Below are 21,238 nucleotides of genomic sequence, written 5' to 3'. Positions count from 1 at the left end.
CAACTTAGGGAAGCCTAACCTAATAATTCGCCATCCTGAAGGGCCAACCGGATCTTTCGCTGATCGTCTGCCGGCTTGGTGATCAAGGCGCACGGGGAGATCTTTCGGCGTTTCGCCGTGCGTCCAGAAGGCCGCCGCGTCACCATGCTCCATGGCGAACCTGCAGATCAGCGCCCTATTTCTGCGTGAAGTGGGGCACAGCGGGCGGCTCGTGGTGGCGGCGCGGGCGCTACGGACGTTCGGGTACGGCTGCACCAGCGTGCTGCTGGCCGAGTTGCTCAGCCAGGACGGCGACGCACCGTGGCAGACCGGGCTGCTGCTGGCGGTGGCGTCCGCGGGCTCGGTGGCGTTCAGCCTGGTGCTGGGGCTGTTCGCCGACACCTGGGGACGCCGCCGGGTGCTGATCGCGTGCGGCTGCCTGATGGCGCTGGCCGGCACGGTGTTCGCGGTCAGCGAGTCCTACCCCGTCCTGATCGCCGCCGCCTTCATCGGGACGATCTCGCCGTCCACCAACGACAACACCCCGTTCTCCGGCGTCGAGCAGGCCATTCTCGCCCAGACCTGCCATCCGTCCCGGCACACCCGCGTCTTCACCTGGTACAACGTCATCGCCCTCGGCGCCGGAGCGGCGGGCGGGCTGGCCGCCGCCGGCCTGGGCCTGCAACGGTGGGTGTCGGCCGCCGACGCGGCCTTCGCACTGTACGCGCTGCTGGCCGCCGGCACCGTGCTGCTGTTCTGGCGGCTTTCCCCCGACGCCGAGGCGCCGGCGCGGCAGGACGCGTCCGGCGAGCGGGCCCAAGCCAGGGACGGCGAGCGGGTGCCGTGGCCGGTCCGCCGGTTGGCCGGACTGTTCGCCCTCGACGCCTTCTCCGGCGGCCTGGCCGTGCAAGCCGTCCTGGCCTGGTGGTTCGCCCACCAGTATGGAGCCACCACCGCCCAGCTCGGCCTGGTCTTCTTCGCCGCGAACCTGCTGCCCGCCCTCGCCCAGCTGGGCGCGCCCCTGCTCGCCTCCCGCCGCGGCCTGCTGGCGGCCATGCTGCTTCCGCACGCCGCCGCCAACGTGCTGCTGGCCTGTATCCCGCTCGCGCCCACCTTCGGCGGCGCGGTCACGCTGCTGCTGCTCCGCCAGGCCTTCTCCAAGATCGACGTGCCGGCGCGGCAGGCCTTCACCGCCGCCGTCGTCGCGCCCGCGTACCGGACGACCGCGGCCAGCATGACCAGCCTGGCCCGCAGTGTCGCGGTCTGCGTCAGCCCCATCGCCGCCACCCTGCTGCTCGACGGCCCGCTGGCCGTCTTCGGCGCGCCGCTGCTGCTCGGCGCCGCCCTGGGCATCGGCTACGACATCACCGTCTGGCGCACGTACCGCACCACCCCGCTCAGCGTCGGCTGACCCCATGCCCGCCCGCGAACCGGTGGCGGCGCACGACCACGCCGAGCACCCGTCCTAGAGGATCTCACCCCTGCTTGGGGCGTAGAACCGGGACGCGGCCGTCGCGGGCGAGCAGCCGGGTGAGGGCCTGTGCGAGGGCGTCGGCCGGGTGGTCGGGCAGGGCGGGCTCCCGCCAGGCGACGAACTGGTCGGGACGCACCAGCAGCGCGCCGTCCGCACCCAGGCCGGCGATGCCCGGCCAGCGTCCTTCCGGGTCGGTCAGGCCGGCCCCCGGGGCGATCTTGTGCGCTGCGAGTTCCACCCCGAGGCGGACGGCCACGTCCCGGGCTGCCTGCACCCACCTGTCGCCGCCGGCGCCGGTCAGCAGGGTGAACCCGGACCGCACCAGGTCGAGGGTCGACAGCCGCCGGCCGTCCTGTTCGATCCAGAGGTGTGGGAGGCGGGAGCCGGGGGTTCCGTCCAGGTCGAGCTCGACGTCCTCGCGGGAGGGCAGTTCCGGTCGCGGGTCGATCACCGCGCCGGAGTCGTAGCGGTAGCCCAGGTGCACGACCGGCGCGTTGACGACGCCGGCCGCGGCGCGCGCGGCGGCCGTCTGCGGGTCGTGGTCCCAGTGCAGCCGCGGATCGGCCAGCCGCAGCAGCGACTGCTCCAGCGCGAGCGCCCCCACGGGACGCCGTTCGGCCTCGTAGCTGTCGAGCAGGCCGGGACCGGCCTGGCCGGCGAGCACGGCGGCCAGCTTCCAGGCAAGATTGTGCGCGTCGGCCATCCCGGTGTTCAGGCCGAACGCGCCCAGCGGCGGCACCACGTGCGCCGCGTCACCGGCCAGGAACACCCGCCCGGCGCGGAAGCGGTCGGCGAGCAGGCCCCGCATGCGCCACGGCAGCGTGCTGAGCACCTCCACGTCCAGGTCGGGGACGCCGATCGCCGCGCGGATCAGCTCGCGGCAGCGTTCGGGGGTGAAGTCCTCGGCCGTCTGGCCCGCGTCCGGGTCGTAGCTGAGGTGGAAGGTCCATTCCTTCTCGCCGTCCACCGTCATCAGCATGCCGGGCGAGTCCGGGGTGGTGATGTCGCAGGCGACGAAGGACTGCCCTTGCGTGTAAGGGCTGAGGTCGGCGCCGAACAGGATGTTCATGTTCGGGGTGCCGAGCCCGCCCGGCCCCGACGTGCCGATGCCGAGCGCGGTCCGCACGTTGCTGCGCACGCCGTCGGCGGCCACGAGGTAGTCCGCCCGCACCACCTCGTGGTCGTCGAGGACCGCCGTGACACCGTCGGCGTCCTGTTCGAAGGAGAGCAGCCGGGTCGCGTAGCGGACGGTCGCGCCGCGCGCGCGTGCCGCCGGCAGCAGCACCGAGTCCAGCCGGTGCTGCGGGCAGGTGCCGCGGATCGCGCCGGGGCTGACCCGGTCGGCTCGCCATCCCGGACGAGCCATGGCGGCCCTCGGCAGGCTGGACAGGTCGGCGGAGGCCAGCGTCGTGGCGGAGATCTTGCCGAGGTTGCCTGCCGACATGTCGATGGCCACCGCGTTGACCTCCTCCTGGAGCCCCGCCTGTCGCAGGAACTCCACGGTCCGCGGGCCGAGCCCGGTGGCGCGGGGGTGGCGGGACGGCCCCGCCTGGCCCTCCACGACCAGGGACGCGACGCCGTGGTGGGCCAGGAACAGCGCGGCGGCCAGGCCGACCGTGCCGCCGCCGGCGATCAGGACGGGAACTCGGGTCTCGGGCATGTGACGCCTCCTCGTTATGGCTACGGTGTTCTCATTCGGAAACACCGTAGCCATTACGGTACGCTGTTCGCAACAGCCCAGATGAGGAGGACCGTGATGGCCGATCAGGGGAAGGAGCCGGCCTCCGTCCTGGTGTGGAGCAGGGACCAGCGCACGCCGCGCCGCCAGGCGCCGAGCGTGGAGCAGATCGTCCGGACGGCCGTCGTGATCGCCGACGCCGAGGGGCTGGCCGCGCTGTCGATGCGCCGGGTCGCCGCCGAGCTCGGCTCCGGGACGGCCTCGCTCTACCGGTACGTCGCCAGCCGCGACGACCTGCTGGATCTCATGATCGACAAGGTGCACGGCGAAGACGGGCCGCCCACGCTGTCCGGCGACTGGCGGGCCGACCTCACGAGCGTCGCCCAGCACACGCGTGCCACGCTGCTTCGCCATCCGTGGCTCGGCTCCGAGCTCACCGGCCGGCCGGCGCTCGGCGCGAACTCGCTGCGCCAGCAGGATGTCGCGCTCACCGCCGCCGCCGCGCTCACCCCTGACATCACCCTCGCCGCCAACGTCGTCGACGCGGTCCTGGCGTACGTGTTCGGCACGGTCGCGCAGGAACTGGCCGAACTCCAGGCGCAACGGCGCTCCGGCCTGACCGAGGAGCAGTGGCGGGCCGGCGTCGGCCCCTACATCCGCGAGGTCATCGACAGCGGCGCCTACCCGCAGTTCGCCCGCCGGGTGATCGAAGCCGAGGACTCCACCCCGGACGAGCGCTTCGCCTTCGGCCTCGCGTGCGTGCTCGACGGGGCCGAGGCCAGGGTGCGCGGCACGCGCTGAGCTTTCACCGGGGTGGCCGCGGTGGGGCGGGTGAATGTCAGCGAGCCGTTCGGTGCGCCGTCGACTCTGCGAAATGTCCGTGTTGTTGGGCTATGCGGAGAATCGGGCCATGCGTAAATCTTCCGCCGCTGTCGCCGCGCTGATGGCGGCCCTGGTCGCCGGCGCCGTCACTCCCGCGTCGGCCGACGCCCAGGGGGCCCGCGGCCCCTCCCTCAGCTTCGCCCTCCTTGGCGACACCCCGTACGGCGCCGACCAGCGCGCCGCGTTCCCTGCGCTGGTCGACGCGGTGAACGCCGACCCGGACGTCCGCTTCGTCCTGCACGCCGGTGACGTCAAGGACGGCGGGTCCACCTGCGACGACGCGCGCTTCGCCGACCTGGCCAAGCTGTTCGGCACCTTCGACGACCCGTTCGTGCTGACCCCCGGCGACAACGAGTGGACCGACTGCCACCGCACCGCGGCGGGCGGCTACGTGCCGACCGAGCGGCTGGACGCGGTCCGCACGTTCTTCTACCCGAAGGCCGGCCACACGCTCGGCCGCCACCCGATGGGCGTGCGGACCCAGGCGTCCGACACCCGGCACAGCGCCTACAAGGAGAACGTGCTGTTCCGCCGGCAGGGCGTCGTGTTCGCGACCGTGCACGTGGTCGGCAGCGAGAACGACCTGGCGCCGTGGGCACAGCTGCCGGGCGGCGACCGTCCGGACCTGCGACTGGCCGAGTTCACCGCGCGCAAGGCGGCGGCCCTCGACTGGATCGACACCGCCTTCGACACCGCGGGCCGGACGAACGCCCCCGGCGTGCTGCTCATGATGCAGGCCGAGCCGACCGACACCCAGGGATTCGCCGAGATCCGCGCCCGGATCACCGACCGTGCCAAGGCGTACGGCAAGCCGGTCCTGCTCGTGCACGGTGACGAGCACGTGTACGAGGTGGAGACCGGCTACGCGGGCGTCCCCAACCTGACGAGGCTGGAGACGTACGGCGTCACGGCGACCCAGTGGCTGCGCGTCACGGTCGAGCCCCGCTCGCGCGCGGTGTTCTCCTGGCAGCCTCAGACCGTGCCCGCCTCCTGAAAGCCCCGTCGCCCGGTGGCGCGCCAGCGTGCTGCCGGGCGAGGCCGGTCATCGGCGTGACGCGGCACGGGCGAGCAAATACGGGACCATCCGCCGATGCACCGGGCCGACGAGCGCCCAGAGCGGGCGCGCACCCCGTCGCGTGTAGGTGACGGTGCTGGTCAGGACGACGGTCGAGCCCGCCTCGCGGAGCCGCAGCTGAGCGGTCATCAGCGCTGACCGCACGGTGAGAAGGACCGAGCCGGGCTCTGACGCGGCGATCCGCCAGCCGAGAACGTGGTCGGCGGACGGCCGGGGCCCCAGCCGCAGCCCCAGGACGCCGCGCCACCCCACGAGCAGGAACCAGCGCACCGGCGGCGGCGCGTCCTCGAAGACCGCGCGTGCCCATTGCTCGGGCGAGCGCGCAGCGCCGACGCCGGTCGTGACCTCGAAGGCGTCCGTGTAGTCGGGCGCGGCGGTGCCGGGCAGGGACGCGGCGACTCGACGTGCCCGAACCGGGCCAGGCCGGACGCCCATGCTCTCCTCCATCCACGAGTTATTTAACACGTGTACAGTAAGAGCGTCATTTCACACGTGTCAAGTAAGCTGCGTCCATGGTGGAAAGGAGACGGCGGCTGGCCCCGGAACAGCGGCGCGGCCAGCTACTCGACGTCGGCGCCGCGATGTTCGCCGAGCACCCTTATGAGGACGTGCTCATGGAGGACATCGCCGCGCGCGCCGGCGTCTCCCGCGGGCTCCTGTACCGGTACTTCCCGGGCAAGCGCGAGCTGTTCGCGGCGATCTTCAAGCGCGACAGCGACCGGCTCCTGGCCGCCAGCCGGATCGACCCCGGGCTTCCGATGGCCGAGCAGGTGAAGGCCGGGCTCGACGCGCACCTCGACTACTTCGCCGCGCACAAGCACAACATCCTCACCGCCAACCGGGGCGCGCTCGCCGGCGACCCGGCCATCCAGGCGATCATCTCCGACGAGCTCGCCACGCTCCGCAACCGCCTGCTCGACGCCCTGGGCGAGGAGAAACGCGCCCGCGAGGTCGCGTCCGCGGCGCTGCACGGGTGGCTGGCCTTCGTGCGCGCCGTGTGCGTCGAATGGCTGCAACACTCGCGACCGTCGCGGGACGAGGTGCGCGACCTGTGCCTCCGCGCCCTGGGCGGCCTCTTCCCCGCGCAGACGGGCCTCGACCGGCTCACCGGCCCGCACCCGACCGCCCCCGAGCCGTCCGAGCCCGCCGACCCCTGACCGTTCGACCCGGCCCCGGTCACGCGTCGCGCAGCCGGAGCAGCAGCCCGCCGCCCAGAAGCGCCGCCGCGGCCCAGGCGGCGAGCACGCCCAGGCCCGCCCACGGGCTGAGGGGCAAGGTGGACAGGTGAGTGGTGGCCTGGACGGCGAGCCCGGCGTTCATCGGCGAGATCCGCCAGAGCAGCACCTGCCAGCCCGGGTCGGAGACCATGAAGGGCAGCACCGACAGGACGTAGAGCAGGCCGAACACGACCCCGACGGAGGCGGCGGAGTCCCGCACGGCGATGGCGACGCCGAGGCTGAGCAGGGCGACGAGCGCGAGGTAGAGCACCGAGCCTGCCGCGGCCCGGAGCGTCGGCCCGTCGGCCAGTGACAGGGGCGGGAAGCCGTTCTCGGGAGTGAAGCCGTTGCCGGGCAGGATGAGCCGCCCGGCCAGCACGGACCCGAGCACGGCGAGGGTCCCCGCGGCCAGCGTGACGCCGGTGAGGACGACGGCCTTGGCCGCCAGGACGGAGTCCCGGCGCGGCATCGCCGCCAGGGTGGTGCGGATCATGCCGGTGCCGTACTCGCCGCTGATCGCCAGCACAGCCAGGATGACGACGACCGCCTGCCCCGCCTGCACCCCCATGAGGCTGAGCTTCGGGGCGTCGTAGGTGCACCCCGCCGCCCGGCAGGACACCGTCGCGGCGGCCGCGGCGCCCAACGCCGCGGTCAGCGCGACGACGGCGAGCAACAGCCAGCCGGTGCCCGGTGCGGTGCGCAACTTGGTCCATTCAGCGTGCAGTTCTCGTCTCACGCGTCCCTCCGGCGCAGTCGGACGACGGCCAGGCCGAGGGCGAGCGCGGCGTAGCCGCAGAGCACGGCGAGCCCGGCCGATGGCGCGAGCGGGTAGTAGCCGCCCTGCGGGCTGTAGTAGCCGAGCACGTGCGCGTACTCCGGGATGCTCTGCTGGATCGCGAACCCGGCCGCCGGGGTGAGCCGCAGGAGCCACTGCGACACGCCCACGGGCAGGACGGAGGCGGTCGCGAGGACGTGGGGCACGACGACGACCGCGATGGCGGCGGTGACCGCCGCGGCGCTGTTCCGGAACAGGGCGCCGAGAGCCAGGGCGAAGACGGCGACGACGGCGAGCAGCGCCGCTGTGCCGGCCACGACCCGCAGCTCGGTGAGCGTGCTCACCGGGAGGACCTGGTTGCCGTTGGAGCGCAGGATCCGCGTGCCGATCGGGACGACCGCGCCGGTGGCGGCCAGCCCGGCGACGAAGGTCACCGCGCCGACGACCAACGCCTTGGCGGCCAGCATCCGGCCGCGCCGCGGGCTGGCGAGCAGGCTGGTGCGGATCAGGCCCCGCCGGTACTCGGCGGTGATGAACAGCACCGCCACCACGATCACCACGATCAGCCCGGCCAGCATCCCGGACAGGGGGCTCTCGACGGTCATGCCTTCGGTGCTCGGCCCGATGTCGCCGACCCCGGTGACGGTGAACGTGTCGCCGGACTGGGTGAACCGCCCCGGATGGTGGGGCTGCCCGTCAGCCTCGTAGACGACCCCCACGTCGTCGTGGGCCCACGTGCCGCCGGTCGCCTTGCCCTGCAGGCCGACCTGGTCGAAGGCGGCGGTGGTCTCGGAGAAGCGCACCGCCACGACGGCCCCGCCGAGATCGCCCTGGGTCACCGTCATATCACCCGGGGAGGCGGCGAACAGCCCGATCCGCACCGTGGCCGGCAGCCCGGCCAGGACGGCGGTGCCGACCCTGGTCCACTGCCGGCCGTCGCCGGACTCGTAGCCGGTGAGGGTGTCGCCAGAGCGGGTCAGCCGCAGCCAGCGCGGCGCCTCCTTCGAGACGCCGCCCGGCCGTCCGGCGACGTCGTGGGTGAAGTTGTCCTGCATCCGCACGCCGTGCTCGCCGGTGATCATGACCGCCGCGTAGGCGGAGCCCTGCCGGACGCCGTCCTTGACCATGATCCCGGCCTTCCCCCACGGCACGACTCCGGGCGCGACCCGCCGGACCCCCGGTTGCGCGTCCGGCAGGCGCTTCTCGCCGGTCATGGAGGTCACGCGGACGGTGATGCTGCCGTCCCCGTCCAGCGGCTGGTGGACGAAGAAGAAGTGGTCCGTCACCGCTTCACCGCCCGGCCCCACGACCAGGGCGGGGCAGGCTTCGTCCGGATCGCCGCACGAGGTGGTGGTGCCCGACGCGGACAGCAGCCCGAGCAGCACGATGACCAGCGTCGCGACCGCCAGGCCGAGCACCCAGCCACGGACGGTCCTGAACTTGGTCCACTCCGCGCGCAGCAACTGGGCGAAGCCGTCGCGCCCGGCCCGCAGGCCCGAGCGGCACGGGGCAGTGGTGGTCGCGGGGGTGGTCATCGTGCCGCCTCCTGCCCGGCTCCCGCGGCGGCGCGGAACTCGACCGCGTCCCGGGTGAGGTCCATGTACGCCTCCTCCAGCGTCGCGCGATGGGCCGCCACCTCGGAGAACGGCACCGCGCTCCGGTTGAGGAGCGCCACGACGTGCTCGGCGGCCAGCCCGGAGACGGTGAGCGTGTCGCGGTCGGTCGCGGCCACGGTGGCGCCGGCCTGCGCGAGCACGCTCATCGCCGCCGGCCGCGCCGTGGTGCGCAACGTGACGCGGCCCCGGGACGCGGCCGCGATCAGCTCGGCCACACCGGTGTCGGCGACGACCCGGCCGCGGCCCACCACCACGAGATGGCCCGCGGTGTCCTGGAGCTCGCTCATCAGGTGGCTGGACACCAGCACGGCGCGGCCCTCGGCGGCCAGCGACCGCAGGAAGCCGCGGATCCACACGATGCCCTCCGGATCCAGGCCGTTGACCGGCTCGTCCAGCATCAGCATCGGCGGGTCGCCGAGCAGCGCGGCGGCGATCCCGAGCCGCTGCCGCATGCCCAGCGAGTAGCCGCCCGCCCTCCGCCGGGCCGCCGACTCCAGCCCCACCAGCCCGATCACCTCGTCGACCCGCCTGGACGGCAGACCCTGGGAGTGGGCCAGCCACAGCAGATGGTTGCGGGCGGTGCGGCTCGGCTGGAGCGCGGCGGCGTCCAGCAGCGCCCCGATGTGCCGCAGCGGGTGGCGCAGGCTCCGGTACGGCCGCCCGCCGATCAACGCCCGGCCCTCGTCGGCCGCGTCCAGGCCGAGGATCACCCGCATCGTGGTGGACTTCCCCGCGCCGTTGGGGCCGACGAAGCCGGTGACCTGCCCCGGCCGCACGGTGAAGGACATCCCGTCCAGCGCCGTGGTCTGCCCGAACCGTTTGCGCAGCCCGGACACTTCGATGGTCGCTTCCATGCCAGGCAGAGTAGGCAACGGCGAAAGCGCAGGTCGTCACGCGGCGGAGCGATCTTGGCGGTCCCTGGTGCGAGGGACGTCCCCTCGCTCACGCGAGGGATGCCAGGATTCCGGACAACCGCGACAATGGCCTGCGTGGATCGAGCGTATGACCGGTCAGGGGGATGGGCCTCCGGGTGGCGGAGGGTCGCCGCGGTTCCCCACGCGCCCGTCGTGGCCGGCGTGCTGCTGGCGCTGCTCGCGCTGGCCGAGTCAGTCGCGCACGCCCGCACCACCCCGCTGGCGTACGAGTTCGGCCACACCGTGAGCCGGCCGGTGGGCGAGGCAGTGGGCATGACGGTGGGCGAGACGGTGGGGGCGACGGTCGCGCACCTCGGCGGCCCGCCTCCGGCCGCGGGTCCGGGCGCCGCGCTGTACTACGTGGTGTTCGGCCTGCTCGGCCTGGCCGCCACACTGCCGATCGCGCTGCTGTGGGCGCAACCTGCCGCAGCGGCGGCGGTCGTCTCCGCGACGAGCCTGCTGTCGGCCGCCGCCTTCCAGACGCTGACCGTGGCGGGCGTCGCCGCGCAGCTGCTCGCCGCGTACCGGCTCGGCCGCTGCGGCTCGCAGCGGCCGGCCCTGCTGCTCGCCGCGCCGTTCCCGGTGCTGGCCCTCGCCTACCCGGCCGACGGCGAGCTGCGGGTTCTCGTCCTGCTGCTGGGGTGTCTGGCCCCGGCGGCGGCGCTGGCCGGGATCGCCCGGCGGGCGCGCGGCGAGGCGCTGGCCGACACGGCCGCCCGCCAGGTCATCGCCGACAGCCTGCTGGAGCACACGGCACGCGGCGAACGCGCCCGCATCGCCCGCGAACTGCACGATGTCGTCGCCCACCACATCTCCATGGTCGCCGTGCAGGCCGAGACGGCCCGGCTGGCCATCCCGGGAATGCCGGACGCCGGCGCGCAGCGGCTGTCCGCCATCGGCGACACCGCCAGGGCGGCGCTGACCGAGATGCGGCGGCTGCTCGGCGTGCTGCGCGAGGACGCCGAGACCGACGCGGCCGACCGGCAGCCCCAGCCCGGCCTGCGCCTGCGGGAGCTCAACGAGCTGCTCGACGAGTCACGCGCGGCCTCCGGGACGGGCACCCGCCTCATCCTGCGCGGCTCGCCGGTCACCCTCGACCCCGGCGTCGAGCTCGCGGCCTACCGCATCGTCCAGGAGGCCCTCACCAACGCCCGTCGGCACGCGCCGGGCGCCGCCGTCGACGTGGAACTGCACTACACCGGCGACGCGCTGCGGCTGCTCGTCCGCGACAACGGGCCGGGCCAGTCCACGGCGGGGGAGGGGCACGGGCTGTCCGGCATGCGGGAACGCGCCGCGGCCGTCGGCGGCGAGCTGCGCGCCGGCCCCGCCACCGGCGGCGGCTTCCTCGTCGAGGCCCGCCTGCCAGGAAAGGACGAGACGGCCGCATGAGCGCTCAGCCCCCGCCGATCCGGATCGTCGTCGCCGACGACCACCTGGTGGTGCGCACCGGATTCGCCGAACTGCTCGGCACCCAGCCGGACTTCGACGTCGTCGCGACCGCGTCCGACGGGGTGGAGGCGGTGCGGGTCTGCCGCGAGCTCTCCCCTGACGTCGTCCTCATGGACGTCCGCATGCCGGCCATGGACGGCATCGAGGCCACCAGGCGGCTCGCCGGCTCCGCGGCCGACGGGCCGCGCGTCCTCATCCTGACGACCTTCGACCTGGACGAGTACGTCTACGACGCGCTCCGGGCCGGAGCCAGCGGCTTCCTGCTCAAGGACGTCACCGCCGAACGGCTCTTCGACGCCGTGCGCGTCATCGCCGCCGGCGAGGCGCTCCTGGCCCCGGCGGTCACCCGCCGCCTCATCAGCGAGTTCGCCCAGCTGCAGCCCAAGCCCGACGCCTCCGCGTCGGCCGCGCTCGGCGCGCTCACCCCACGCGAGACGCAGGTCCTGCGACTGGTCGCCGAGGGCCTGTCCAATCCGGAGATAGCGGCCCGGCTGACGGTCACGGAGGAGACCGTGAAGACGCACGTCAGCCGCGTGCTGAGCAAGCTCGGGCTGCGCGACAGGACGCAGGCGGTCGTCACCGCGTACGAGACGGGCCTGGTCGTGCCCGGCACGCGCGGGCTGTGACGCGTCCCGACCCGCCGCGGGCCGGTGTGCCTGGCCGCCGGCGACCCTGCCTGCGACGGGCTCGAGGTGGCGCTGAAAGGCGGGCAGGTGGGAGGCGACGACTACGTCCTGCGCGCGGCGGCGGGCGTCACCGATCCGGCAGCGCCGAGCGGACGGCCTCCTCGGTCCGTCCGACGACCGCCGAGCCGTCATCGGCGGTGATGATGGGACGCTGGATCAGAGCCGGATGGGTCGCCAGCGCCGTGATCCAGCGCTCGCGGTTCGCCGCGTCGCGGGGCCACCCGTCCAGGCCGAGGCCGGTGGCCGCGCTCTCGCCGGTGCGGGTGATGTCCCAGGGCTCGAGGCCGAGCCTGCCCAGCACGTCGCGCAGCTCCTGCTCGCTCGGCGGGTCGTCCAGGTAGCGCCGGACGGTGTAGTCGGCCTTCTCGGCGTCGAGGACCGACAGCGCCGAGCGGCACTTGGAACAGTCGGGGTTGATCCAGATCTCCATGCCGTCTCCTGCCACGACCTCTTCGAACCTGTCGCGACCAACCCTAGAGCCGGGCGTCACACGGTTTAGACGCGCTCCGATGAGTTCCGCGCCGTCGTACGGTCTTATGGGTCACGTGGGAGGCGTGAGGCACGCCCATGACGTGAAGGAGCAGGCGATGAGCGCTTCAGGACTGTCGACGGCACGGCTCGGGCGGATGCGCGAGGTGCTGACCGGCCACGTCACCCGCGGCGACGTGCCGGGCCTGGTCGCCATGGTGGCGCGGCGCGGCGAGGTGCACGTGGAGGCGGTCGGCACGAGGGAGGCCGGTGGGGAGGGCGGGCCGATGCGCCGCGACGCGATCTTCCGGATCGCCTCGGTCACCAAGCAGATCACCGCCGTGGCGGCCATGATCCTGGTGGAGGAGTGCCGGCTGCGGCTCGACGACCCGGTCGACGACCTGCTGCCCGAACTGGCCGGCCGCAGGGTCCTGCGGCGGCCCGACGGGCCGCTCGACGACACGGTTCCCGCGCTCCGGCCGATCACGCTGCGCGACCTGCTGGCGTACCGGCTGGGCATCGGCGCCGTGCTGGCGGCGCCCGGGGAGTACCCGATCCAGCGGGCGATGGACGAGGCCGGGCTGTCCCCTGGCCCGCGGGCCGCGGAGATCGGGCCCGACGAGTGGCTGAAGCGGCTCGGCGCCCTGCCGCTGATCCACCAGCCGGGGGAGAAGTGGATGTACCACACCGGCTCCGACGTCCTGGGGGTGCTCATGGCCAGGGCCACCGGGCGGCCGTTGGAGGAGTTCCTGAGGGAGCGCCTCTTCGAGCCGCTCGGCATGAAGGACACCGGGTTCCACGTCCCCGCCGGCAAGCTGGACCGGCTGCCCGCCGGCTACAGCCCGGATCCCGCGACCGGCGCGCTCGTGCTCGCCGACGACCCCCGCGACTCCCGGTGGGCGCGGCCGCCCGCCTTTCCGTCCGCGGGCGGGGGACTGGTCTCGACCGCCGACGACCTGCTGGCCTTCTGCACGATGATGCTGAACAAGGGGATGCTGAACAAGGGCCGGCACGGAGGAGAACGCATCCTGTCTAGGCCGTCGGTCGAGCTGATGACCACCGACCAGCTCACCGAGCAGCAGAAGGCCGAGAACACCGTGTTCTTCGGCGGCGCGAGCGGCTGGGGGCTCGGGATCAACGTCGTCACCCGGCGCGACGACCTGGCCAACGTCCCCGGACGGTTCGGCTGGACCGGCGGCACGGGCACCTGCGTCTACACCGATCCGGCCGAGGAGCTGATCGGCATCCTGCTGACCCAGCGGTACATGACCTCCCCGACGCCGCCCGCCGTCTTCCGTGACTTCTGGACCTGCGCCTACCAGGTCATCGACGACTGAGCGGACCACCACCGCCGAAATAGCCGGTTGCCCGCCGGTCGGGCCGCCTGCTCTACTCCCATCGACACACCCGCCGGCCGAGGAGGCGAAATGAGGCACGCGTTCATGTCCGTCCAGCACGCCCCAGTCATCCACGCAAAGGACATGACGCTTGTCGACCTCGTTGACCTCGGGGAGGGCAGCCTCCGGTAGGCGCGTTCTCCGCTCTCTCCTGCCAGGGCCAGGCCCGGCCGGGCTCCTGGCTCTCGCCGTCGCGGCCGCGACGGCGCTGCCGCTCGCGGCGCCGCAGTTCACCCGCCGGTTCGTCGACGACGCCGCCGGCGGCGCGGGCCTCCACCAGCTCACGCTCATCGCGCTGGGCTACCTCGCCGTGGCCGTCGCCGGGCAGGCCGCCCGGATGGTCACCGCCTGGCTGGCCAGCAGGGTGGCCTGGGACGGGACCAACCGGCTGCGCGAACGGCTCGCCGAGCACACGCTCGGCCTGGACATGGACTTCCACGGCAGGCACACGCCCGGCGAGCTGATCGAGCGGGTGGACGGCGACGTGGTCGCGGTCGCCGACTTCGTCGTGGCGTTCCTGCTGGACGTGGTGGCCAGCGCGCTGCTGCTGTGCGGGGTCGTCGTCGTGGTGTTCGCCGTCGACCCGCGCATCGGCGCGGTGCTGCTGGCGTACTGCGTGCTGGTCGCCCTCGGCATGATCCGCGCGCAGCGCCTCGCCGTGCCCTCCGCCATGCGCGCGCGGGCGGCCGACGCCGCCCTGTTCGGCTACCTGGAGGAGCGGCTGGCCGGGGCGGACGACCTGCGTGCCAACGGCGCGGGCGAGCACGCCGTCCGGCGGTTCTACCAGGTCAGCGCCGCGCTGTGGCGGACCGGGCTGCGCGCGAGCGCGGTGGGCAGCGCCATCCTGGCCGCGACGAGCGTGGCCTTCGCGGCGGGCACGGCCCTCATGCTGGCGTTGTCGGGCACGCTCAGCGTCGGCACCGCGGTGCTGCTGTTCCAGTACACGCTCATGGTCCGCACGCCGTTCGAGCGGCTGATCGACCAGCTGCGCCACTACCAGACCGCCCTCGCCGGGCTGGGGCGCATCGGCGACCTGCTGGCCGAACGGCGCACGCCGGCCGTGTCCGCCACGGTCGGGGAGCTGCCCGCGACCGGGGCGCTGCGCCTGGAGCTGGACGCCGTCGACTTCGCCTACGACCTCGCTCACGATCACGGTGCCGAGCCGGTGCTCAAGGGCGTCACGCTCAGCCTGGCGCCGGGCGAGACGCTCGGCCTGGTGGGCCGCACCGGCAGCGGCAAGACCACCATCGCCCGTCTGGTGGCGCGCCTGTACGACCCGACGGCGGGCGTCGTCCGGGTCGGGGGAGTGGACCTGCGCGACGTCGACGCCGCGTCGGTCCGCAGGAGGATCGGCGTGGTCACCCAGGACGTGCAGCTGTTCGACGCCACCGTCCGCGACAACCTCACCCTGTTCCGGCCCTTCGCCGACGACGACCGGCTGCGGGAGATCCTCGCCGACGTCGGCCTCGCGGGCTGGGACCTCGACGCCCGGCTCGGCACCGTCTCGGCGGGGGAGGCGCAGCTGCTCGCCTTCGCGCGGGCCTTCCTCGCCGACCCCGGTCTCGTGCTGCTCGACGAGGCGTCCAGCCGGCTCGATCCGGCCACCGAACGCCGCATCGAGCGCAGCGTCACCCGGCTGCTCACCGGCAGGACCGGCGTGCTCATCGCGCACCGGCTCGCGTCGCTGTCGCGCGTGGACCAGATCGCCGTCGTGTCCGACGGCCGGATCGTCGAGTACGGCCGCCGGGAGGACCTCCTCGCGGACCCGGCCAGCCGGTTCGCGCGGATGCTCGCGGAGGTGGGCCGGTGAAGCCCGTCATGACGGTGGCCGGCGCGCTGGCCCGCTTCGACCTGCGCCGCTACCTCGTCGGCGGCCTGCTGTGGCTGCCGGCCAGCGTCCTGCCGCTTGTCAGCGGGCTGATCCTGCAGCGGCTGTTCGACGATCTCACCGCCCGCCGGGTGCCGTTGCTGCTGTGCGCGGCGTTCGTGGCAGTGGAAGTGGTCCGCGGCCTGACGATCGTCATCGCCTGGACGTACGGAGACTACTGGTGGAGCGCGGCGGCGACGCTGCTGCGGGCGAACGTGCTGCGCTCGGTCCTGACCGGCAGGGGACGGGTGCCGCACTCCTCCGGCGAGGCGGTCGCCCGGCTGCGCGACGACGTGAGCGACGTGGTGGAGTTCGTCGACGAGTCCGTGCCGCTGGCCGGAGCCACGCTCTTCAGCGCGGTCGCGCTGGCGATCATGGCGTCCATCGACCCGGTCATCACGCTGGTCCTGGTCGTGCCGACGGTCGCGATCGGGGTGCTGAGCCGTCTGATGAACCGGCTGATCAGGCGGCTGCACCGGCAGGCCCGCGGGCTCGGCGCGGCCGTCACCGGCCACCTCGGCGCGATCTTCGGCGGCGTGCTGGCCATCAAGACCGCCGGCGCCGAGGAGGCGGTGCTGGAGCGCCTGCGCCGGCACAACCGCCGGCGTCGCGAGGCGGCGGTGCAGGATCGGCTCGCGACGGACCTGCTGAGCACCGCCACCGGCGCGACCGTCGAGATCAGCATCGGGCTGGTCCTGCTGCTGGCCGCGCCGGCCATGCGCCGCGGCGACTTCACGGTGGGCGACCTGGCGCTGTTCACCACCTATGTCGGCTGGCTCACCGCGCTGCCGCGGAGCGTCGGCGTGATCCTCTCGCGGATGCCCCAGGCAGCGGTCTCCACCGAGCGGCTCACCGCCATGACGGGCCCGGGGGAGGACCTGGCCCGCGACACCGGCGTCTGGTTCCGCCGGGAGTACCCCGCCGCGGCGCGCCCGGCGCCCGGTGACCCGCTGGACGTGCTCCAGGCGCGCGGCCTCACCGCCGCGCACGGCCTGCACGGGGTGGACCTGGAGATCAAACGTGGATCGTGCACGGTGATCACCGGCGCGGTCGGCGCGGGCAAGACGACGCTGGTGCGCGCCCTGCTCGGGCTGGAACCGCTGACCGCCGGGACGATCCGCTGGAACGGCAGGCAGGTGGCCGACCCGGGCGGCTTCCTGGTGCCGGGCCGGGTCGCCTACGCCGGGCAGGTGCCGCGGCTGTTCTCCGCCTCACTGCGGGAGAACCTGCTGCTCGGCTGGCCCGCCGACCAGTTGGAGCGGGCGGTGGAGCTGGCGGCGTTCGACCGCGACCTGGCCGCCATGCCCGAGGGACTCGACACCGTCGTCGGCTCCCGGGGCATGCGCCTGTCAGGCGGCCAGGCGCAGCGGGCGACCGCCGCGCGGGCGCTGGTCCGCGCGCCGGACCTGCTCGTCGTGGACGACCTGTCCTCGGCCCTGGATGTGGAGACAGAACGGCAGCTGTGGGAGCGGATCACCGGCGTGTCGACGCTGCTGGTCGTCTCCCACCGTCCCGCCGTGCTGGCGCGCGCCGACCAGATCATCGTCCTCGACCGGGGCCGGGTGGTCGGCACGGGGACGCTGGACGAGCTGCTGGAGAGCTGCCCGGAGATGCGGCGGCTGTGGTCGCTCAGCCCGCTGGACGATCCGGGATCGGCGTTCAGCGTGGCGTGACGAGCGCCCGCAACAGCTCGCGCAGGGTGTCCTGCTGGTCGGCGGTGAGCGTGACCAGCGGGGACTGGGCGCCCAGGCGTTCGACGACGTCGGCCCGGCAACGCTCTCCGGCCGGGGTGAGGACGATCTGCTTGGCGCGCCGGTCCGTAGGGTGCGGCCGGCGTTCGAGCAGCCCCTGCTGTTCCAGCCGGTCGAGGACGAAGGTCGCGTTCGACGGCTCGCAGGACATCCGGGTGGCGAGTTCGCGCGCGGTGATCGGCTCGGACAGCTCGCGGAGCGCGACGACCTGGGTCGGGGTGAGCCCGACCTCCTCGGCGATGCGGCGCACGTGGACGTCGAGCCGCTGCGCGAACTGGTGGACCAGCTTGCACACGTCGCGATCGATCTGGCCGTCCGTCACCAGTTCCGGCTGCCTTGTCATGTCCTCAGCGTAGCGTTCCTGCTTCGAACTATGATAGTTCTAGTTCGCATTATTCGAACTAGATGTATTTGGGGCGTTCTTCGTGCCGCTTCCTGTCTTCTCTCTCATGCTGGTGGTCTTCAGCCTGACGACCGGCGAGTTCGTGATCGTCGGCATCGTGCCGGACGTGGCCGCCGACCTGTCGGTGTCGATTCCCGCGGCCGGCGCGCTGGTGACCGCCTACGCGATCGGCATGATCGTCGGAGGGCCGGTGGTCACCGTCCTGACGGCGCGGCTCGGCCGCAAACCGCTCATCGTCGGCCTCGTCGCGGTGTCCGTCCTCGCGAACCTGGGTTCGGCGGTGGCGCCGAACTACGCCGTTCTGCTGGTGGCGCGGTTCGCCGCCGGCCTGATCGTGGCCACGTTCTTCGCCGTCGCGGTCGCCACCGCCGTCTCCATGGCCCCCGCGGGCAAGCAGGCGTCCACCGTGGCGAAGGTCGCCCTGGGAATGAACCTGGGCATCATCCTTGGGACGCCGATCGGCACCCTCATCGGGCAGAACCTCGGCTGGCGGGCGACGTTCACGACGGTGGCCGCGTTCAGCGTCGCGGCCCTGCTGCTGGTGCTGCGGTTCGTCCCCGCCCAGCCCGCCGTCGCGACGGGGTCGGTGCTCGGCGAACTGCGCGTGTTCGCCAATCGGGACGTCCAGCTCGCGATCGTCCTCACCGCGGTCGGCAACGTGGGCATCATGACCGTCTTCACGTACATCACGCCCCTGCTCACCGACGTCAGCGGGTTCGCCGCCGGTTCGGTGCCCGCCCTGCTGCTGGTCTACGGCGCCGGCGCGGTGGCCGGGAACTTCCTCGGCGGCTGGCTGTCGGACAAGGCCCTGATGCCGTCGCTGACCGGCCTGCTCGCCGTGCTGACAGCCGTTCTGGCGCTGTTCTGGCTCGTCAGCGGGGTCCAGGTGGCCGCGGTGGTCATGACCTTCGTCATCGGGGTGCTGGCGTTCGCCATCATCCCGGGCATGCAGACGCGGGTGCTGTCCACGGCCGGCGCGGCCCCGACGCTGGCCGTGGCGGTCAACGCCTCCGGCTTCCAGGTCGCCGCCGCGTTCGCCGGCTGGCTGGGCGGTGAGGTCATCAGCGGCGGGCCGGGCCTGCGGTCGATCTACCTCGTCGGCGCGCTCCTCACCGCGGCCGGCCTGGCCGTCGCGCTCTACAGCCTGCGACGCGACCGCGTGCCGGCCGCCCGCGCCTGAGGCTGTCGCCTCCTGTGGGCCCGGTGTCCAGCCGGATGGTGGCGGAAGCCGGCGCCCCCTTTCTTTCAGCAGCGATCGACATGAGGAGTGTGCATGAGTAGCGCAGCAGGCAGGGCGCTGGAGGGCAAGGTCGCCCTCGTGACCGGCGGGTCGCGCGGCATCGGAGCCGCGACCGCCCGCGCCCTGGCAGCCGACGGAGCCGCGGTGGCGATCAGCTACTCCGTCTCCGCCGACGAGGCCGAGGCCCTCGTGTCCGACCTCGGACGCGCCGGGGCCCGGGCCGCCGCCTACCGGGCCGATCAGGGCGACCCCCGGCAGGTCGGCGACCTCGTGGCCGCCGTCACGGCCGACTTCGGACGGCTCGACGTGCTGGTCAACAACGCCGCGACGTACGTCGCCGGCAGAGTCGACGACGCCGACGGCGACCTGGCGGCCTTCGACCGGCAACTTGCCGTCAACGTCGGCGGCGTCACCGCGGGCATCCGGGCCGCCGCCCGGCTCCTCGGCGACGGCGGACGGATCATCACCGTCGGCTCCATGCAGGCCGTCCGCCCCGGATTCGCGGGCGTCGCCGACTACGCGTCGACCAAGGCCGCGATCATCGGCTACACCAAGGGTGCGGCCCGGGACCTCGCGCCCCGGGGCATCACCGTCAACGTCGTCCAGCCCGGGTCGGTGGCCACCGACATGAACCCCGCGGACGGACCCTTCGCCGACGTCCAGCGCGCGGCCAACGCGATGGGCCGCTTCGGGAGGCCGGAGGAGATCGCGGCGGGAATCGCGTTCCTGGCAGGCCCGGGCGCGTCCTTCATCACCGGCACCGTCCTCACCATCGACGGCGGCTACCTCGCCTGATGCGACGCCGGTCGACGAGCCGGACCGCCGCGGTCGAGGCACGTCGCGGGCAGGTAAGGCCCTCCCTACCACGAAGCGGGGGATGTCCTGCTTGGGGCGGCCACGCGTGGGGGCATAGCGTCCTGTCGTGATCAAGAACCTTCCGCGCATCGCCGCTCTCACCTGCGCCGCCCTGGTGGCCACTGCGCCTCTGACGACGACCGCCGCCGCGGCGGCTCCCGCCAGAGGCGCCCTGGTGAAGGCCGAGCAGTCGGCCCGCATGACGAGCGCCGAGGTCAACGCCTTCCTCGGCAAGGCGGGCTTTCCCGAGATAGCGGACGCCAAGGGCGTCGACGTCTACAGCGTCAGCTACCGCACCGTCGACGTGCAGGGCAGGCCCACCACGGCCACCGGATCGCTCGTCCTGCCCCAGACCTCCGCCCACGACCTTCGCGTGGTCAGCTACAGCCACGGCACGATGGCAGACAAGCAGGAAGCGCCCTCGGTGGCGTCCAAGGGGGAGGGCCGCTACCTGCCGGTCTACTTCGCCGCGCACGGCTTCGCCGCGGCCGCCGCCGACTATCTCGGCCTGGGCGAAGGGCCGGGCGCGCACCCGTACATGCACACCGCCACCGAGGCCGGGGCCTCCGTCGACTTCCTCAAGGCCGCCCGGACGCTCGCCGGGCAGCACCAGGTCACACTCGACAAGCGGATCATGGTGACCGGCTTCTCCCAGGGAGGCCACGCCGCCATGGCCCTTGGCGCGGCCCTGCAGAAGGACCGCGACCTGGACGTGTCCGCGATCGCGCCCATCAGCGGCCCGTTCGACATCGAGCACGCCGAGTTCCCGGCCGCGGTGGACGGCACGCTCGACGGGCGGTCGGCGGCCTTCTACCTCGCCTACTGGCTGACCTCGATGGACCGGGTCTACGACATCTACCAGGAACCGTCTGAAGCCTTCCGCCCGCCGTACGACGCGAAGGTGACGGACCTGCTCGACGGGAGCCACGACCGGGACACCATCGCGGCCGCCCTCCCGTCCACGCCGGACGAGCTTCTCACCCCGGCCTACCTCGGCAAGCTCGGCAAGCCCACCGGCCGGTTGCTGAAGGCGATCAGGGAGAACGACACGACGTGCCGCGACCTGCGACCCGGGGCGCAGGTGCGGCTCTTCGCCGCCACCGGCGACCGCGACGTGGTCGTCGCCAACTCCGCGAGCTGCCTGAAGGAGCTGCGGGCGCGGCATGTGGACGCGACCCTCACGGAGGTCGGCGAGGTGAACCACTTCGGCTCGCTCAGGCTGTCGCTGCCCAAGGTGCTGGCCTGGTTCCAGCAGAGGTCCGGCGCCTCTGCCGGCTGACCGGCCGCGCTTACGGGTCGCCGTCTGCGGGAAGCAACCGGGGAGCAGCCGGGAGCGACGTGGATGGGGGCCCGTTGAGACTCGCGGGCGCACGCGTGCTGATCACCGGCGCGTCGTCGGGCATCGGCGCCGCGACGGCCCGGGCGATGGCCGCGTCCGCTCCGCTACGGCGACCTGACCAGGATCATCGCCGGGGTCAGCCAGAAGATGCTCACCCAGACCGTACGCGGGCT

19 protein-coding genes are annotated in these 21,238 nt (G+C 73.4%); 12 read left to right on the top strand and 7 right to left on the bottom strand.

Going from position 1 to position 21,238, the window contains the following annotated elements; translation table 11 throughout:
• Positions 1-151 precede the first annotated feature (151 nt).
• On the top strand, positions 152-1,390 hold the full coding sequence (locus tag ABT294_RS39550) for an MFS transporter (RefSeq protein ID WP_350811573.1): 1,239 nt from the start codon (positions 152-154) through the stop codon (positions 1,388-1,390).
• A 64-nt stretch (positions 1,391-1,454) separates the two neighbouring features.
• Here the strand turns inward: ABT294_RS39550 and ABT294_RS39545 are convergent, their stop codons facing one another.
• The gene (locus tag ABT294_RS39545; RefSeq protein WP_350811572.1) at positions 1,455-3,113 is read right to left on the bottom strand and encodes an FAD-dependent monooxygenase; all 1,659 of its coding nucleotides are present in this window, start codon (positions 3,111-3,113) and stop codon (positions 1,455-1,457) included.
• 96 nt (positions 3,114-3,209) lie between these two features.
• Here ABT294_RS39545 and ABT294_RS39540 point away from each other — a divergent pair, with 96 nt between their 5' ends.
• Together ABT294_RS39540 and ABT294_RS39535 are read left to right on the top strand one after the other, a co-directional pair.
• Positions 3,210-3,932, top strand: a complete 723-nt coding sequence (locus ABT294_RS39540; RefSeq protein ID WP_350811571.1) for a TetR/AcrR family transcriptional regulator — start codon at positions 3,210-3,212, stop codon at positions 3,930-3,932.
• A 109-nt stretch (positions 3,933-4,041) separates the two neighbouring features.
• Positions 4,042-5,007 carry a metallophosphoesterase gene (locus ABT294_RS39535; RefSeq protein WP_350811570.1) on the top strand — a complete coding sequence of 322 codons (966 nt, stop codon included), beginning with the start codon at positions 4,042-4,044 and terminating at the stop codon, positions 5,005-5,007.
• A gap of 48 nt (positions 5,008-5,055) precedes the next feature.
• Here ABT294_RS39535 and ABT294_RS39530 read toward each other — a convergent pair whose 3' ends face one another.
• Positions 5,056-5,523, bottom strand: a complete 468-nt coding sequence (locus ABT294_RS39530; protein WP_350811569.1) for a DUF2867 domain-containing protein — start codon at positions 5,521-5,523, stop codon at positions 5,056-5,058.
• A 77-nt stretch (positions 5,524-5,600) separates the two neighbouring features.
• Here ABT294_RS39530 and ABT294_RS39525 point away from each other — a divergent pair, with 77 nt between their 5' ends.
• Positions 5,601-6,245: a TetR/AcrR family transcriptional regulator gene (locus ABT294_RS39525; RefSeq protein ID WP_350811568.1), complete on the top strand. Its 645-nt coding sequence runs from the start codon at positions 5,601-5,603 to the stop codon at positions 6,243-6,245.
• Between the two features lie 19 nt (positions 6,246-6,264).
• On the opposite strand, the gene ABT294_RS39520 is transcribed toward ABT294_RS39525, so the two are convergent.
• Genes ABT294_RS39520 through ABT294_RS39510 form a run of 3 tightly spaced genes read right to left on the bottom strand, consistent with a single transcriptional unit; the run spans position 6,265 to position 9,550 of the window.
• On the bottom strand, positions 6,265-7,041 hold the full coding sequence (locus tag ABT294_RS39520) for an ABC transporter permease (protein ID WP_350811567.1): 777 nt from the start codon (positions 7,039-7,041) through the stop codon (positions 6,265-6,267).
• Positions 7,038-8,615, bottom strand: a complete 1,578-nt coding sequence (locus ABT294_RS39515) for an ABC transporter permease subunit (protein ID WP_350811566.1) — start codon at positions 8,613-8,615, stop codon at positions 7,038-7,040. Before ABT294_RS39515 ends, ABT294_RS39520 begins: the two co-directional genes overlap by 4 nt.
• Positions 8,612-9,550, bottom strand: a complete 939-nt coding sequence (locus ABT294_RS39510; RefSeq protein ID WP_350811565.1) for an ATP-binding cassette domain-containing protein — start codon at positions 9,548-9,550, stop codon at positions 8,612-8,614. Before ABT294_RS39510 ends, ABT294_RS39515 begins: the two co-directional genes overlap by 4 nt.
• Before the next feature lie 135 nt (positions 9,551-9,685).
• On the opposite strand from ABT294_RS39510, the gene ABT294_RS39505 reads away from it, so the two are divergent.
• Together ABT294_RS39505 and ABT294_RS39500 are read left to right on the top strand one after the other, a co-directional pair.
• Entirely contained in the window at positions 9,686-10,999 is a 1,314-nt protein-coding gene (locus tag ABT294_RS39505; RefSeq protein ID WP_350811564.1) for a sensor histidine kinase, read from the top strand.
• On the top strand, positions 10,996-11,685 hold the full coding sequence (locus tag ABT294_RS39500) for a response regulator (RefSeq protein ID WP_350811563.1): 690 nt from the start codon (positions 10,996-10,998) through the stop codon (positions 11,683-11,685). Before ABT294_RS39505 ends, ABT294_RS39500 begins: the two co-directional genes overlap by 4 nt.
• A 127-nt stretch (positions 11,686-11,812) precedes the next feature.
• Here the strand turns inward: ABT294_RS39500 and ABT294_RS39495 are convergent, their stop codons facing one another.
• Positions 11,813-12,175, bottom strand: a complete 363-nt coding sequence (locus ABT294_RS39495; protein ID WP_350811562.1) for an arsenate reductase family protein — start codon at positions 12,173-12,175, stop codon at positions 11,813-11,815.
• A 157-nt stretch (positions 12,176-12,332) separates the two neighbouring features.
• Between ABT294_RS39495 and ABT294_RS39490 the strand changes: the two genes are divergently transcribed.
• From ABT294_RS39490 to ABT294_RS39480, 3 genes are all read left to right on the top strand, one after another.
• The gene (locus tag ABT294_RS39490; protein WP_350811561.1) at positions 12,333-13,550 is read left to right on the top strand and encodes a serine hydrolase domain-containing protein; all 1,218 of its coding nucleotides are present in this window, start codon (positions 12,333-12,335) and stop codon (positions 13,548-13,550) included.
• Positions 13,551-13,701: 151 nt separating this feature from the next.
• Positions 13,702-15,420, top strand: coding sequence for an ABC transporter ATP-binding protein (locus ABT294_RS39485; RefSeq protein WP_350811560.1), 1,719 nt, complete (start codon positions 13,702-13,704; stop codon positions 15,418-15,420).
• On the top strand, positions 15,417-17,150 hold the full coding sequence (locus ABT294_RS39480; protein ID WP_350811559.1) for an ATP-binding cassette domain-containing protein: 1,734 nt from the start codon (positions 15,417-15,419) through the stop codon (positions 17,148-17,150). The genes ABT294_RS39485 and ABT294_RS39480 overlap by 4 nt, the downstream gene beginning before the upstream one ends.
• Here ABT294_RS39480 and ABT294_RS39475 read toward each other — a convergent pair.
• The gene (locus tag ABT294_RS39475; protein ID WP_350811558.1) at positions 17,137-17,571 is read right to left on the bottom strand and encodes a MarR family winged helix-turn-helix transcriptional regulator; all 435 of its coding nucleotides are present in this window, start codon (positions 17,569-17,571) and stop codon (positions 17,137-17,139) included. The two genes, ABT294_RS39480 and ABT294_RS39475, sit on opposite strands and share 14 nt — an antisense overlap.
• A 106-nt stretch (positions 17,572-17,677) precedes the next feature.
• On the opposite strand from ABT294_RS39475, the gene ABT294_RS39470 reads away from it, so the two are divergent.
• From ABT294_RS39470 to ABT294_RS39460, 3 genes are all read left to right on the top strand, one after another.
• The gene (locus tag ABT294_RS39470) at positions 17,678-18,811 is read left to right on the top strand and encodes an MFS transporter (RefSeq protein ID WP_350811557.1); all 1,134 of its coding nucleotides are present in this window, start codon (positions 17,678-17,680) and stop codon (positions 18,809-18,811) included.
• A gap of 93 nt (positions 18,812-18,904) precedes the next feature.
• Positions 18,905-19,666, top strand: coding sequence for an SDR family NAD(P)-dependent oxidoreductase (locus tag ABT294_RS39465; RefSeq protein WP_350811556.1), 762 nt, complete (start codon positions 18,905-18,907; stop codon positions 19,664-19,666).
• Positions 19,667-19,793: 127 nt separating this feature from the next.
• Positions 19,794-21,005, top strand: a complete 1,212-nt coding sequence (locus ABT294_RS39460; RefSeq protein WP_350811555.1) for a hypothetical protein — start codon at positions 19,794-19,796, stop codon at positions 21,003-21,005.
• Positions 21,006-21,238: the final 233 nt, after the last annotated feature.

The sequence above is a fragment of the Nonomuraea sp. NPDC000554 genome (assembly GCF_040300065.1).
Taxonomy (GTDB): Bacteria; Actinomycetota; Actinomycetes; order Streptosporangiales; family Streptosporangiaceae; genus Nonomuraea.
This window is presented reverse-complemented; position numbering and strand designations above follow the sequence as displayed.